A 14,131-nucleotide genomic window follows, 5' to 3' on the forward strand; every position below is an offset into this window, starting at 1 on the left:
CGGGATCGCTCCCGTCGGGGAGGTCGAGGCCTATCTCTCAGGGGTCGCCCACACCGTCGTGACCGATCTGCGGTTCGAGCCGTTCGAGGTCACCTACCGTGACGTTCCCGGGGGCGACACCCCGGCTGCTCCTTACGCGCAACAGTTCTGGGTCGCATCGGCGGAAGGGACCGGCACCCAGCAAGTGGAATGGGATCTGCGCGACGGCACATGGACCGTGGTGGTGATGAACGCCGACGCATCCGCAGGGATCGGCGTGGACGTGCGCGCCGGGATCCACATCGACCTGCTCGGACCGGCCGTGCTCGCCCTGCTGATCCTCGGTCTGGTTCTTCTCGCCGTCGGTGTCCCTCTGCTGCTCGCCGGCGCGGTCGGACTCGGTCGGCACGGGCCTCCGCCGCCCAGTCCGGTGTCCGCTCCCGCTACCGGCGCCACTCCGGTCACCGCACCTTCGCACCCGGCGGCGGTGCCCTATCCGGTGCATCTGCGCGGCGATCTCGACGAACCGTTGTCGCGGTGGCTGTGGCTGGGGAAATGGCTAGGTCTCCGTCACTCCCCCGGCCGGCCCGACCGGCACCGGTCAGCCCTGATCACGCGGTATATCGATGAGGCCTTCCCGGATCCTCTCCGTCCACGCGTCGACGTCGACCCAGTCCCGGGCATCGCCGTAGTGTCCGCCCATCAGCCGGAAGACGATCCGCCCGATTCCGGCCCAGTCGCCCGAAGCGATGGCACCGGCGAAGAAACGGTGATCACGCACATCGGTGATCGAACGGAGGTTCTGCACCGCCCGAGGTTCCGGCGTGACCCGTCGCAGATATGCCGCCACCCGGGGCGAGAGAATCGTGCTGGTCGCTCCGATCGACGAGACGGAGAACGCCCACACCGGTCGCCCTTCCGATTCGGTGCCCAGCCGATAGATCGCATCGGAAGCCTCGGGGAGCCACTGCCCGTTGTGGATCGCACTTCCGACGATCAGCGCCTCGTACGTTCGTACCGACGCGACATCGCCGAGCGCGCGCAGTTCCACGGCACCGCGGCTTTCCAGTCCCGTAGCGATGCGTTCGGCGATTCCCCGCGTCGACCCTCGAGCGGTCGCGTAGCCGATCAGGACGGACATGGCGGGGCCTTTCGGCAGTGGGTGATTGCGCCGGATGCAGTCTCCAGTGTGAGAAGCGGCGTGCACGGCACGTGAGGGTCTTCGGTCACTTCCTGCGGGCAGGTCGGGACCGTCGACTCTTGTGCGACCGACCGGTCCGAGCGTGTGCTGGCAGGGTCCCGAAACCGCAGGATCCCGGAAAAAGCAGGGCCCGAAACGGCCGTGCCCGCAGCTCGGACAGGCACCGAGGTGATCGTGATGACAGCACACCACCCCATCGTCGCCGGAGTGGACGGATCGAGAGCGTCCCTGCAGGCCGTGGTCTGGGCAGCTCGCGAGGCGGAACGGTGCCGGCTCCGGTTGTCGCTGGTCACCATCGTGTCGGTCCGCAACACGTTCGGTGTCCCGATCGGCATGCCCGCCGGATTCTTCGAGCAGGAGGGATCCGAGGGACGCGACATGCTCCTCGATGCCGCCCGGATACGCGCGCCGCGCGGTGCCCGAGGATGAGCTCGACATCGAGACCCACCTGTGCACCGATTCTCCGTCGCTCGAACTGGTGGACCGATCGAAGTCGGCGTCGATGGTCGTGGTCGGGGCCGGGGACAACCGGTTCGGCTGGGAGCGATTCGGTTCGGTCAGCCGAGCGGTGGTCACGCGTCCGGTGGTCGTCGGCGTCGACGGTTCGGAGCACAGTGTGCGCGGTGTCCGCCGCGTTCGAGGAGGCCTCGCTGCGCGGCACCGACGTGGTGGCAGCCCACGCGTGGTCCGACCTCGATGTGCGCGGTCCGTTCCGATTCCGGATCGAGTGGGACAGCGTGGAGAACAAGGAGCGGGCACTGTTGTCCGAGAGTCTCGCCGGGCACGGCGAGGAGTTCCCCGACGTGCGGGTGCACCCGGTGGTGGTGCTGGACCAGCCCTCCCACTATCTGGCATCGCACGCTGCCGATGCGCAGTTGCTCGTTCTCGGCCGTCGTGGTCGAGGCGGGGTCCCGAACCTGATGCTGGGATCCACCACATGGGCGCTGCTGTACACGGTGACCTGGCCCGTGATGGTCGTCCCGTAGTGCGCGGCGCCCCTGACGAAGGACGGTTCCCCGCCGGTCATGCCCCGGCGCGCCGGGCGCGGTCGAGCAGGATGCGTTGTTCCGCTCGCGCCACCGTCCGTCTCGTCTGCGCCGCGGCGTCGGGCGCGACCGACACGGAGGTGATGCCGCGCCGCACGAGATGCTCGGCGAGGTCGGTGCTCGTCGACACGGCCTGACCGCACAACGACGTCGTCAGTCCCGCGGCCGAGGCCCGTTCGATGATGTGGTCGATCGCGTCGAGCACCGCGGGGTCGAGGGTGTCGAACAGGTCCTTGCACACCTCCGAGTCCCGGTCCACGCCGAGCATCAACTGCGTGAGGTCGTTGGTTCCGATGGACACGCCGTGGATGCCGAGCTTCGCGTATTCCGGCAACCAGTAGACGACCGACGGGACCTCGGCCATGATCCAGCGCTGCATGCGCTGGTCGGAACCGAGCGGATGCCGGTCGAGTTGGGCGAGGCAGTCCCGCAGCTCCCAGCGGGTGCGCACGAACGGGATCATCAGATGCACGTTCGGGTGTGTGCGCCGAACCCGGTGCAGCACATCGAGATCCAAGGAGAACAGTTCCGGATCCCGGATGTACCGGAAGCACCCGCGGTAACCGATCATCGGGTTCTCTTCGTGGGGTTCGACCTCCCCACCCTCGAGATCGGCGAATTCGTTGCTGCGCAAGTCGATCGCACGGTATACGACCGGACGCGGGGCGAATGCCGCCGCGATCCGCGCCAGGCCACCCGCCATCTTCTCCACGTACTCGTCGCGGCGCCCCTGCGCGATCATGTGCGAAGGGTGTTCGCCCGCGAGTGCTTCGGTGATCATGAACTCGGCACGGAGCAGACCGACGCCGTCGACATCGGTCGCGGCGACCGACTCCGCGGCATCCGGAGTCGCGAGATTGACGTAGACCGCTGTGGCCGTAACGGTTTCGGCGGCTACGGCCGACGCCGCAGACGCGGATACCGTCGCGACGGGCCGTTCCGCCGTGTGGACTGCGCCGTCGAACACCACACCGGCGTTGCCGTCGACGGTGATCAGTTGCCCGTCCTTCAGATCCTTGGTGGCGGTACGTGCACCGACCACGACGGGCTTGCCGAGTTCGCGTCCGACGATGGCCGCGTGGCAGGTGATACCACCACCGTCGGTGACGATGCCGCCGGCGCGGCGCAGAATCGGCAACCAGTCGGGTCTGGTCATCGGCGCCACGATGATCTCGCCGTCGCTCAGCTTCTTCCCGTCGACCAGTTCGTGGAGCACCCGCACTCGGCCGGTCGCCGTCCCGGGGCCGGCACCGAGACCGGCCAGCAACGCTCGTGCCTCGCCGTTTCCGGACGGGGCGGGCGCCGCCGGGTGATCGAGCGTGGTGATCGGGCGGGTCTGCACGATCCACAATTCGTCGTCCGCGAACGCGAACTCGAGGTCCTGGGGGCGCCCGTAGTGCTCTTCGACTCCGGCGGCCAGGCGCGCGACGCGCACGAGCTGATCGTCGTCGAGCACTCGGGTGCGGCGCGTGGGATCGACGGCGACGCGACTGTCCCCGCTGTCGGTGGAGGTGATGCGGAACTCCTGATGACCGAGACGCACGTCGAGCACCTCGAGGCCGTCCTTCGCGACGACATAGGTGTCGGGTTCGACCTGCCCGCCGACGACGACCTCTCCGAGACCGAGAGCTGCCTCGATGACGATGCGATCGAGTTCGCCCGTGCGCGGGTCGGCCGTGAAGGCCACGCCCGACAATTCGGACTTCACCATCACCTGGACCACCACCGCGATGGACGGCTCGTCGGTCACCCCGCGCAACCCTCGGTAGGTGCGGGCGCGTTCGGACCACAACGAGGCCCAGCACGCCTGCACCGCGCGGATCACCGCGTCCGGACCGATGACGTTCGTGTACGACTCGTGGATCCCGGCGAACGATGTGTCGGAGGCGTCCTCCGCGGGAGCCGACGACCGCACTGCAACCGGCGCGTCGGGACCGAGGCTCTCGTAGGCGGAGACGATCGCCGCGCGCATCCCGGCCGGGACGCTCGAACCCGTCACCAGGGCGGCGAGTTCCGCGGAGGTACGGATGAGGGTGGCGTCGTCGATATCGGGGTCGGGCACGGCCTCGGCGGCCAGCCGGGATCGGATGCCGGCTGCGTCCATCGCGTCGAGATAGGCGGCGGTGGTGACGGCGAACGCCGGCGGTACCGGAAAGCCTGCGCGGGTGAGCTCTCCGAGGTTCGCGGACTTGCCACCGACGGTCGGCGCGTCGGCGGCGCCCACCTCCGCGATCGGTCGGACCCACAGTTCGTGTTCGGTCATCGACGACTCCCCACACTCCCCGCCCGCGTCGACCTTCCGGGCCGGATCGGATACTCGGTCTTCCCATCGTCGCCCCGGCCCGATCGATACCGTAGGGGCAAAGGTCATCATTCCGGGACGGGGACGACCGTGGCCGATCCTCCGCGCACACCTGATCCGCGGGAGCGGAAACGGTTGATCCTGACCGCGATAGCGCGTCCGACGCTCACCGCCTTCGTGCTGGTCAGCGTTTACTTCGTGATTCCGGTCGAGCATGTCCGCAGCACGTCCGAGGTCCTGACCCTCGTCGGTGGTGGCACTGCGGTCCTGATGGTCGGCTGGTGGCAGATCCGCAGGATTCTCGCGTCCGAGTACCCGGCGGTCCAGGCCGTCGAGGCACTCACCACGATCGTGTCCGCCTATCTCGTGGTCTTCGCAACCCTTTACCTCCGCATGTCCGTGGCGCATCCGGACAACTTCACCGAACCACTGTCCCGCGTCGATGCCCTGTACTTCTGTCTGACGGTCTTCTCCACGGTGGGATTCGGGGACATCTCCGCTGTAACCGAGACCGCGCGAGCCGTCGTGTCGGTGCAGATGATCGCAAATCTGATCTTCCTCGCTCTCGGGATCCGATTGCTCACGGCCGCCGTGCAGTGGCGTCGTCGCAATCGCGGGGACGAGGAGTGACCGATCACGGGATCGACCTACGCGATTCGGCGTCCGGGTATTCCCCAACCGCCGCGCGGGGTGATCCTTGAAAGGATTCGACGTCCACTGGCAGATGTCGGAGGTCCGAGATGCTGAATGGGGAACCGTCGTCGACAGCGTCATGTGGACCGCGAAAGCGCCTCGGAGTTCGCAAATCGGACAACAATTCTCACTTCGGTGGGAAATCGGGCGTCCGGACTTGGCGATATGGCCCGGTGTCGCGTATTAGTTGTGTCGCGTCATAAATCTGTGATGGGGTCATGGTTTGACGCACATGTCGACGGGGCAGCGGGGGGCCTCGTCGCGAACTGCCCGGGGTACCGGGCGGAGGAAACGTGCTGATGCGTCCACCCATGTCGCCCGCCGATTCGATGTTCCTTCTCGGGGAGTCCCGTGATCATCCGATGCATGTGGGCGGACTGATCCTTCTGAGTCCCCAGGACGGTACGAGCGCCGCGGATCTCGGGGCACTGTTCACCGCCGCCACACAGAACGGTGAGGTCGCCCCGCTGTGGCGTAAGCGCGCGGTCCGCTCCCTGGGCACCTTCGGCCAGTGGGCGTGGGAAGAGGACTCGGAATTGGACCTGAGCTACCACGTACGACGCAACGCGTTGCCGCAGCCCGGCGGGCTCGACGAACTGTGGGATCTCGTCTCCCGGCTGCACAGCACGCTGCTCGACCGGAGCCGGCCGTTGTGGCAGATGCATGTCATCGAGGGTCTCGCGGACGGCCGGCTCGCCGTTTACACGAAGATCCACCATGCCCTCGCCGACGGCGTGGGCGCGATGAAGTTGCTGCGCCGCGCCCTGAGTCCGGACTCCGAGCAGACCGACATGCCGGCACCGTGGTCGCTCTTCGACGCGCCGAGCCGCTCCCACTCGTCCGGGACCGCGCCAGATCTTCCCGAAGCCGCGATGCAGGCGGTGCGGACGGCGACGTCCGAGGTCACCGGTTTCGTGCCCGCGCTGGCCGGCACCGTGAACAGGGCGCTGCGCGGCGGTGGCGGATCGCTGTCGCTCGCCGCGCCGAACACCATGATCAACGTGCCGATCTCGGGGACGCGCCGGTTTGCCGCGCGCTCGTGGACGCTGACCCGCCTGCGTGCTGTGTCGAGAGCGGCCGACGCGACCGTCAACGATGTCGTGCTGGCCATGTCGTCGGGAGCACTGCGCGCCTTCCTGAGCGAGCAGGGGGCGTTGCCCGACAAGTCGCTCGTGGCCATGGTCCCGATGTGCCTGCGACCCGACAAAGATTGCGCCGGAAACGAACTCGGTGTCCTGATGGCTGATATGGGTACGGATCTCGCCGATCCGGCCGACCGGCTGGCCCGGGTGTCGGCATCGACGACGCAGGGCAAGGCCTCTATGCAGGGGATGTCCTCCCTGTCCCGGTTGGCGGCCAGTGCACTCGGCGTCGCGCCTCTGGCGGTGGGGATCCTCACCCGCAATCGTGCACTCCCGCGACCGCCCTTCAACGTCATCGTCTCGAACGTGCCGGGAGCTCCGGATCCGTTGTACTGGAACGGCGCTCGCGTGGATGCGGTGTATCCACTGTCCGTGCCGGTCGACGGTCAGGCACTGAACATCACGTGCACGAGCACCGACGACGCGATCGCTTTCGGCCTGACCTCGTGCAGTCGCAGCCTGCCGCAGCTGCAGCCTCTGCTCGACCACTTCCATACCGCCCTCGGAGAGCTGGAGGACGCGTTCGACATCGTGCCGGTCGCCGACGAGACATCCGTCCGTGCGGGCTGACACCACGGAATAACGGCAGCACGCCGGTGCCCGAGTCGGACATCTGCCCCAGGAATCGCCGTTCCCGTGGGAGAAGGCGCTCTGCCGGAGCACTATCGACCGATAGCGGTGTATCGCCGGGACGCACCGACGCCCCGCACCGGAACTCATGTCCCACTCCTCGCGGAGAGTAGGTCCGAATGCAGCAACTGACGCCGTTCTACGAGAAGGTCCAGACCCACTACGACCTGTCCGACGACTTCTTCGAACTGTTCCTCGACCCCACGCGCACGTACAGTTGCGCCTACTTCGAATGCGACGACATGAACCTCGAGGAAGCTCGGATCGCGAAAGTCGATCTTGCTCTCCGTAAGTGCGATCTCCGGCCCGGGATGACGCTGCTGGATATCGGTTGCGGTTGGGGCTCGACGATGATGCGGGCGGCGGAGCGATACGACGTGCACGTCATCGGTCTGACGTTGAGCCGCAACCAGTACGAACACGTGTCCGGTCTGCTCTCGGGCATGGCCTCCGGAGGCCGTACCGCGGAAGTGCGTCTACAAGGCTGGGAGGAGTTCGACGAGCCGGTGGACCGCATCGTCAGCATCGGAGCGTTCGAGCATTTCCGCCGACAGCGGTACGAAACCTTCTTCGACCGCGCCTCTCGCATCCTGCCCGACGACGGCAGGATGCTGCTGCACACCATCGTGGGCCATTCCCGCGCCCAGTTCGAGGCGATGAAGGTGCCGGTCACCCGCGAGGACGCACTGTTCCTGCGGTTCATCATGAGGGAAATCTTCCCCGGAGGACAGCTCCCCGACCGGGATCTGGTCATCACCGGCGCACAACGCAACAGCTTCTGGGTGCAGAACATCGAGTCCCTGCAACCTCATTACGCTCGCACGCTCGACCTGTGGGCGCGAGCCCTCGAGGCGCGGCGCAACGACGCGGTGCGGATGGCCTCCGAGGAGGTCTACCAGCGATACATCAGGTACCTCACCGGGTGCGCCGCGAACTTCCGACGTCGCCTCATCGACGTCCAGCAGTTCACCCTCGTGAAGCAGCAGCACCGCTGAGGCTCGGTCCCGAGCGGACCGACGGCAGAACGAAACCGGGGAGCCTGCACGCCGATCCGCTGCCCGGGTGGACAACGGACCGGCGAGGGACAGATCATTGCGGGCCGCGGCGCTTCTGCTGCAGCTTGGCGAGCATCTCCTTGGCCTTGCGCTGATTCTCCGGCTTGGCCGCTTCGCGTCGGACGACCTGGATCGCCTTGACCACGGCGGCGCTCTTCATAGCCTTGCCGAACATTCCCATCGAGCACTCCTCCGCAGTGGCGTCACAACCTGTACCTCCACGATACGGATCCGCGGAAGGAACCACCCGTGCGCGTGATTCAGTTCGCCGCGTCGGTGATGCGACTGTTCGGCAGCTTCCAGCCCGGCCGCGGGAAGTGGCAGGGGTACCCGTTCGGGTAGTGCTGGAGATAGTCCTGGTGCTCGGGTTCGGCCTCCCAGAAGGTGCTCGCGGGAGTCACCTCGGTGACCACCGTGCCGGGCCACAGACCCGACGCCTCGACGTCGGCGATGGTGTCCACCGCGACCTGCTTCTGCTCGTCGTCGAGGTAGAAGATCGCAGAACGGTAGGACGCCCCGACGTCGTTGCCCTGCCGGTTCAGGGTGGTCGGATCGTGGATCTGGAAGAAGAACTCGAGCAGCGCCCGGTAGTCGGTCCGTGCGGGGTCGTAGACGATCTCGACGGACTCCGCGTGCCCCGGATGGTTGCGGTAGGTAGGGTGATCGTTCTGCCCACCGGTGTAGCCGACCCGCGTCGACACCACCCCGGGCTGTCTCCGGATCAGCTCCTCCATCCCCCAGAAGCATCCGCCTGCCAGAATCGCGTTGCGTGTATCGGTCATTACGCCTCCTCGGGAGGTGGAACCGATACGACGGTCGCGACATTCCCTGCCCGCGCCCGCTCGTGGTCAGAGCACGAACACCGCCGCCCGTTCGGCGAGGTCGAGGACGGGTTGCGGCAGGATGCCGAGCAGCACCGTCGCCACCGCCGCGAACGCGATCGCCGCGCTCGTCGCCACGGTCGAGGTCGCGAGCCGCGGGGCGTCGTCGGTCGGGTCGGTGAAGAACATCAGCACGATCACCCGCACGTAGAAGTAGGCGGCGACCGCACTGACCAGCACACCGACGATCACGAGCGGAGCCGCACCGCCCTCGATCGCCGCACCGAAGACCGCGAACTTCGCGATGAACCCGCTGGTGAGCGGAATGCCCGCCAGCGACAGCAGGAACAGCGCGAACGCCCCGCCGAGCAACGGTGAGCGCCGCCCGACACCGGCCCAGCGCGACAGCTCCCACGTCTCGCCTTCCGGGTCGCGCACAAGCGTCACCACGGCGAACACACCGACCGTCCCGATCCCGTAGACGAGCAGATAGAACAACGTCGACGACACCCCGGACGCGGTGCCGGCCACGACACCGGTGAGCACGAATCCGGTATGGCTGATCGCCGAGTACGCGAGCATGCGCTTGATGTCGTTCTGCGTCACCGCCAGAACCGCACCGACGATCATCGTCGCGATCGCGACGGCCCACAGGATCGGACGCCACTGGTCGGCGGAACCGGGAACCGCGACGTAGAGCACTCGCAGCAGTGCGCCGAATGCGGCGATCTTCGTCGCGGCGGCCATGAACGCCGTCACGGGCGTCGGCGCGCCCTGATAGACGTCCGGCGTCCACGAATGGAAGGGCACCGCTCCGATCTTGAAGAGCAACCCGACGGCCAGCAGACCCACCCCGACGAGCGCGGTGGTCTCGCTGCCCGCGCCGGTGTCGATGGCCAGGGCGATCCCGCCGAGGTGGACGGTCCCGGCGTAGCCGTAGAGCATCGCCACGCCGTACAGGAAGAACGCCGACGAGAACGCGCCCAGCAGGAAGTACTTCAGTGCTGCTTCCTGGGAGAGCAACCGCCGGCGCCGCGCCAGACCGCACAGCAGGTACAGCGGCAGCGACAGCACCTCGAGCGCGACGAACATCGTCAGCAGGTCGTTCGAGGCCGGGAACACGAGCATCCCGCCCACCGCGAACAGCAGGAGCGGGAAGACCTCGGTCCGTGCGCCGCCCGCCGCGAGCGCCTGCCGTTCGGCCGCGGTACCCGGAATCGCCGACGCCTGGGGCGCGAATGCGTCGAGATGCGCACCGGCCGCGGCGCGGGAAACCGATTGCGCGCGAACCTGTTCGATACTCCGTTCCGCGACGAGCGCAACCGACAGCACCGCCACGATCAGGACCGATCCCTGCAGGAACAGCGCCGGTCCGTCGATCACGACCGCCCCCGACAGGGTGGTCGCACCGGTTCCCGCGAGCATCACCACGGCGACGAACGCCGCCACGAGCGCACCCGTCGTCAGGAGCACGTGGGCGAGGTAGCGTGCCGAGGCCGGCGCGAACGACTCGATCAGCACACCGACGACGGCGGCGGCGAAGACGATGAGGATCGGTGCGATCAGTCCGTAGTCGATCGCCGGGGCGGGAATTGATGCGGCTAGAACGACGATGCCCTCGGAGGGGTTCATTCGGCTTCACCTTCCTCGGAACCGTGCGCGGGAACACCACTCTCGGCGACGGGTCGCTCGGCGGGCACCACCGGTTCGGGCCGGGAGATGTCGATCGAGACGAGCGTGTCGTCGACCGCCGGGGTGATGACATCGAGCGCGGGTTTCGGATAGATCCCCAGAACGAGCAGCAACGCGATCAGCGGCGCGACCACCGCGACCTCACGAGGCACGAGATCGGAGAGCCTGCGGGCGTGTTCGGCACCGCCGTTCCCGTCGTCACCGTCGTCCCCACCGGGCAGGCGCACGGGTCCGCCCATCATGCGCTGGTAGAGCCACAGCACGTAGAGCGCGGACAGCACGAGCGCGAGTGTCGCGATCACCGCAGCCACCTGGTAGCGCGGATAGGTGCCGACGAAGACGAGGAACTCGCTGACGAACGGCGCGAGCCCGGGCAGGGACAGGGTCGCCAGTCCGGCGACGAGGAAGGTTCCGGCGAGGACCGGAGCGACCTTCTGCACCCCGCCATAGGCGGCGATGGTGCGGTCTCCGCGCCGCGAGACGAGGAAACCGGCAATGAGGAACAGTGCGGCCGTGGAGATCCCGTGGTTGACCATGTACAGCGTCGAGCCGGCCTGCCCCTGCGAGGTCAGCGCGAAGATGCCGAGGACGATGAACCCGAAGTGCGAGATGGAGGTGTAGGCGATCAGGCGCATCACGTCGGTCTGACCGATCGCGAGCACCGCGCCGTAGACGATGCCGATGACGGCGAGAGTCACCACGACCGGCGCGAAGGTCACCGAGGCGTCGGGGAAGAGCTGCAGGCAGTAGCGCAGCATGCCGAAGGTGCCGACTTTGTCGACCACTGCCATCATGAGCACCGCCGCGACCGGCGTGGTCCGCACCGCCGCGTCGGGTAGCCACCCGTGCAGCGGCCACAGTGGAGCCTTCACCGCGAAGGCGACGAGGAAACCGAAACACAGTGCGGCGAGCACGGCGGGGGTTGCGTCGAGATCACCGGCGACGGCGGCGGCGGTGACGGTCCGGACGTCGAAGGTGCCCACTCCCGCGGTCTCCCCCAGCCCGGATCGGGCGGTGACCACGTACAGGCCGATCAACGCGGCGAGCATCACCAGTCCGCCGAGCAGGTTGTACAGCAGGAACTTCACGGCGGCTCGTGCCCGGTCGGCACGCGGTGTCCCCGGCGACCCGACCCCGCCTATGAGGAAGTACATCGGGACGAGCATCACCTCGAAGAAGACGTAGAACAGCAGGATGTCGAGGGCGGTGAACGACACGAGCACCATCGACTCGACGAGCAGGATCAGCGCCACATAGGTGTGCGCGGAGCGTGGGCGGGCCGCGCCGGCGTCCTCGTCGGCGGCGCGGTGATCGTGCCATCCGGCGGCCAGGAGCAACGGCACGAGCGCGGCGGTCAACAGGACCAGCACCAGGGCGATGCCGTCGACGCCGAGCCGGTAGCCGGCGCCGAACGAGGGGATCCAGTCGTGCGATTCGACGAACTGGAAACGCTCTCCCGCGCGGTCGAATCCGACGGCAACGATCACCGCGACCACCAGAACGGCGATCGACACCGTCAGGGCGATCGACCGGGTGGCGGAACCGAGGCGTGCGGGCAGGGCCGCGATCGCGGCGGCGCCGAGCAGCGGGAGCACCCACAGGATCGTCAACCAGGGAACGGTGGTCACCAGTACACCCCCATCACAGCGTCATCAGGACGAGCGCGCCGACCACGACGGTCGCGCCGGCGAACATGTACAACGCGTACGAACGGACGAAGCCGGTCTGCAGCCGGCGCAGTCCGCGCGAGAGCGCACCGATCCCGGTGGCGGCACCGGTGACCGAGCCGTCGATGCCGGTGGATTCCACGCCGTCCAGGGCGCGCACCAGACCCTGACCGGGACGCATGAACACCGCTTCGTTCACGGCGTCGCCGTAGAGGTCGCGACGCGCGGCGACGGTCAGCGCCGACACCGCTTCGGGTGCCGTCGCCGGGACCGGTGCGCGCACGTACTGCCGGTAGGCGACGGCGACACCGGCGAGCACGACCGCCAGCGTGACGGTGGTGACGAGCCAGACGGGCAAACCACCTTCGTGATGGTCGTAGCCGACGACGGGTTCGAGCCAGTGCTGCAACGAGCCACCGAACACCAGCAGACCGCCGGCACCGACCGAGCCCATGGCGAGAGCGATCATCGGCCAGGTCATCGAGGCCGGCGACTCGTGCGGGACGGCGTCGGGCGCCCATCGCCGGTCGCCGAAGAAGGTCAGGATCATCACGCGGGTCATGTAGAAGGCGGTCAGTCCCGCACCGAGCAGCGCGACGACACCGAGCACGAGGCCTTCGACACCGCCGGCGGCGAAGGCCACCTCGATGATCTTGTCCTTGGAGAAGAACCCGGCGAACGGCGGGATGCCGATGATCGCGAGGTAGCCCAGCCCGAAGGTGGCGAAGGTGATCGGCATGACCGCGCGCAGTCCGCCGTAGCGGCGCATGTCGGTCTCGTCGTTCATCGCGTGCATCACCGAGCCGGCGCCGAGGAACAGTCCGGCCTTGAAGAAGCCGTGGGTGAGCAGGTGCAGGATCGCGAAGGCGTACCCGGCGGGGCCGAGACCGGCGGCGAGCACCATATAGCCGATCTGGCTCATCGTCGATGCCGCGAGCGCCTTCTTGATGTCGTCCTTGGCGCAGCCGATGATCGCGCCGAAGAGCAGCGTCGCGGCGCCGACGATCACCACCGCGAGTCGTGCGGACGGTGCGGCGTCGAAGATCGCGTTCGCGCGGACCACGAGGTAGACACCGGCGGTGACCATGGTCGCGGCGTGGATGAGTGCGGAGACGGGGGTGGGGCCCTCCATGGCGTCGCGGAGCCACGACTGCAGCGGCAGCTGAGCGGATTTCGCGCACGCGGCCAGGAGCAGACACAGGCCGATCGCCGTCACCGTGCCTTCGGTCGCGGCGGGGACCGAGGCGAAGACCGTGTCGTAGTCGAGGCTGCCGAAGGTCGCGAACATGATCATGAGAGCGATGAGCAACCCCATGTCGCCGACGCGGTTGACGACGAACGCCTTCTTCGCGGCGGTCGCGGCGGTGGGCTTGTACTGCCAGAAGCCGATGAGCAGGTAGGAGGCGAGACCGACGCCCTCCCACCCGAGGTACAGGACGAGGAAGTTGTCGGCGAGGACGAGCACCAGCATCGCCGCGAGGAACAGGTTGAGATAGGCGAAGAACTTCCGGCGTTCCGGATCGTGCGCCATGTAGCCGATCGAGTAGAGGTGGATCAGCGAGCCCACGCCGGTGATGAGCAGTACGAAGCAGATCGACAGCGCGTCGAGCCGCAGTCCGAGATCGACCTGCAGTTCTCCGACCGGCACCCAGGTGAACACGGTCTGCTGCGCGAGCCTCTCGCTCGCGTCGAGTCCGAGCAGTCCGGCGAACATAACGGCGCCGACGACGAACGAGGCGATCGCCGTGGCGCACCCGAGCAGATGTCCCCAGCGGTCGCTGCGACGCCCGAGGAGCAGCAGAACGAACGCGCCGGCCAGGGGCAGTGCCGGTATCGTCCACAGCGCCGAGTTCAGGAACGAAGTCATGCCGCGTGTCCTCTCGGTTCGTCGTGGGCTCTCACA

The 14,131-nt window shown here is 67.7% G+C and carries 11 protein-coding genes and 1 pseudogene; 4 read left to right on the plus strand and 8 right to left on the minus strand.

Annotated elements, in window-relative coordinates; genetic code table 11:
* Window positions 1-37: 37 nt before the first annotated feature.
* Together IM25_RS26515 and IM25_RS25675 are read right to left on the minus strand one after the other, a co-directional pair.
* Window positions 38-388 carry a hypothetical protein gene (locus IM25_RS26515; RefSeq protein WP_197481776.1) on the minus strand — a complete coding sequence of 117 codons (351 nt, stop codon included), beginning with the start codon at window positions 386-388 and terminating at the stop codon, window positions 38-40.
* A gap of 192 nt (window positions 389-580) precedes the next feature.
* A complete protein-coding gene (locus IM25_RS25675; protein WP_082920942.1) occupies window positions 581-1,120 on the minus strand; it encodes a flavodoxin domain-containing protein in 540 nt (179 codons plus the stop codon).
* Window positions 1,121-1,357: 237 nt separating this feature from the next.
* Between IM25_RS25675 and IM25_RS19190 the strand changes: the two are divergent.
* A pseudogene (locus tag IM25_RS19190) lies at window positions 1,358-2,166 on the plus strand (universal stress protein).
* 37 nt (window positions 2,167-2,203) lie between these two features.
* On the opposite strand, the gene ppsA reads toward IM25_RS19190, so the two are convergent.
* The gene (gene ppsA / locus IM25_RS19195) at window positions 2,204-4,489 is read right to left on the minus strand and encodes a phosphoenolpyruvate synthase (protein ID WP_065996260.1); all 2,286 of its coding nucleotides are present in this window, start codon (window positions 4,487-4,489) and stop codon (window positions 2,204-2,206) included.
* A 129-nt stretch (window positions 4,490-4,618) separates the two neighbouring features.
* Here ppsA and IM25_RS19200 point away from each other — a divergent pair, with 129 nt between their 5' ends.
* From IM25_RS19200 to IM25_RS19210, 3 genes are all read left to right on the plus strand, one after another.
* A complete protein-coding gene (locus IM25_RS19200) occupies window positions 4,619-5,158 on the plus strand; it encodes a potassium channel family protein (protein WP_006554027.1) in 540 nt (179 codons plus the stop codon).
* A 362-nt stretch (window positions 5,159-5,520) separates the two neighbouring features.
* On the plus strand, window positions 5,521-6,933 hold the full coding sequence (locus IM25_RS19205) for a WS/DGAT/MGAT family O-acyltransferase (RefSeq protein WP_231911916.1): 1,413 nt from the start codon (window positions 5,521-5,523) through the stop codon (window positions 6,931-6,933).
* 179 nt (window positions 6,934-7,112) lie between these two features.
* Window positions 7,113-7,988, plus strand: coding sequence for a cyclopropane mycolic acid synthase family methyltransferase (locus IM25_RS19210; RefSeq protein ID WP_033097652.1), 876 nt, complete (start codon window positions 7,113-7,115; stop codon window positions 7,986-7,988).
* Window positions 7,989-8,082: 94 nt separating this feature from the next.
* Here IM25_RS19210 and IM25_RS26520 read toward each other — a convergent pair whose 3' ends face one another.
* The 5 genes from IM25_RS26520 to nuoL form a co-directional block, all read right to left on the minus strand.
* Window positions 8,083-8,223 carry a hypothetical protein gene (locus IM25_RS26520; protein ID WP_162648018.1) on the minus strand — a complete coding sequence of 47 codons (141 nt, stop codon included), beginning with the start codon at window positions 8,221-8,223 and terminating at the stop codon, window positions 8,083-8,085.
* A gap of 85 nt (window positions 8,224-8,308) precedes the next feature.
* The gene (gene msrA, locus IM25_RS19215; RefSeq protein WP_065996261.1) at window positions 8,309-8,830 is read right to left on the minus strand and encodes a peptide-methionine (S)-S-oxide reductase MsrA; all 522 of its coding nucleotides are present in this window, start codon (window positions 8,828-8,830) and stop codon (window positions 8,309-8,311) included.
* A gap of 66 nt (window positions 8,831-8,896) precedes the next feature.
* Complete coding sequence (nuoN, locus tag IM25_RS19220; RefSeq protein WP_006554032.1) at window positions 8,897-10,501, minus strand: NADH-quinone oxidoreductase subunit NuoN; 1,605 nt, start codon at window positions 10,499-10,501, stop codon at window positions 8,897-8,899.
* Window positions 10,498-12,189, minus strand: coding sequence for an NADH-quinone oxidoreductase subunit M (locus tag IM25_RS19225; protein ID WP_065996262.1), 1,692 nt, complete (start codon window positions 12,187-12,189; stop codon window positions 10,498-10,500). Before IM25_RS19225 ends, nuoN begins: the two co-directional genes overlap by 4 nt.
* A gap of 13 nt (window positions 12,190-12,202) precedes the next feature.
* Window positions 12,203-14,095 (minus strand): NADH-quinone oxidoreductase subunit L, encoded by a 1,893-nt coding sequence (gene nuoL, locus IM25_RS19230; RefSeq protein ID WP_065996263.1) that lies wholly within the window; start codon window positions 14,093-14,095, stop codon window positions 12,203-12,205.
* Between the last annotated feature and the right edge of the window lie 36 nt (window positions 14,096-14,131).

It is taken from the genome of Rhodococcus sp. p52, assembly GCF_000763325.2.
GTDB classification, from domain to species: Bacteria; Actinomycetota; Actinomycetes; order Mycobacteriales; family Mycobacteriaceae; genus Rhodococcus; species Rhodococcus pyridinivorans.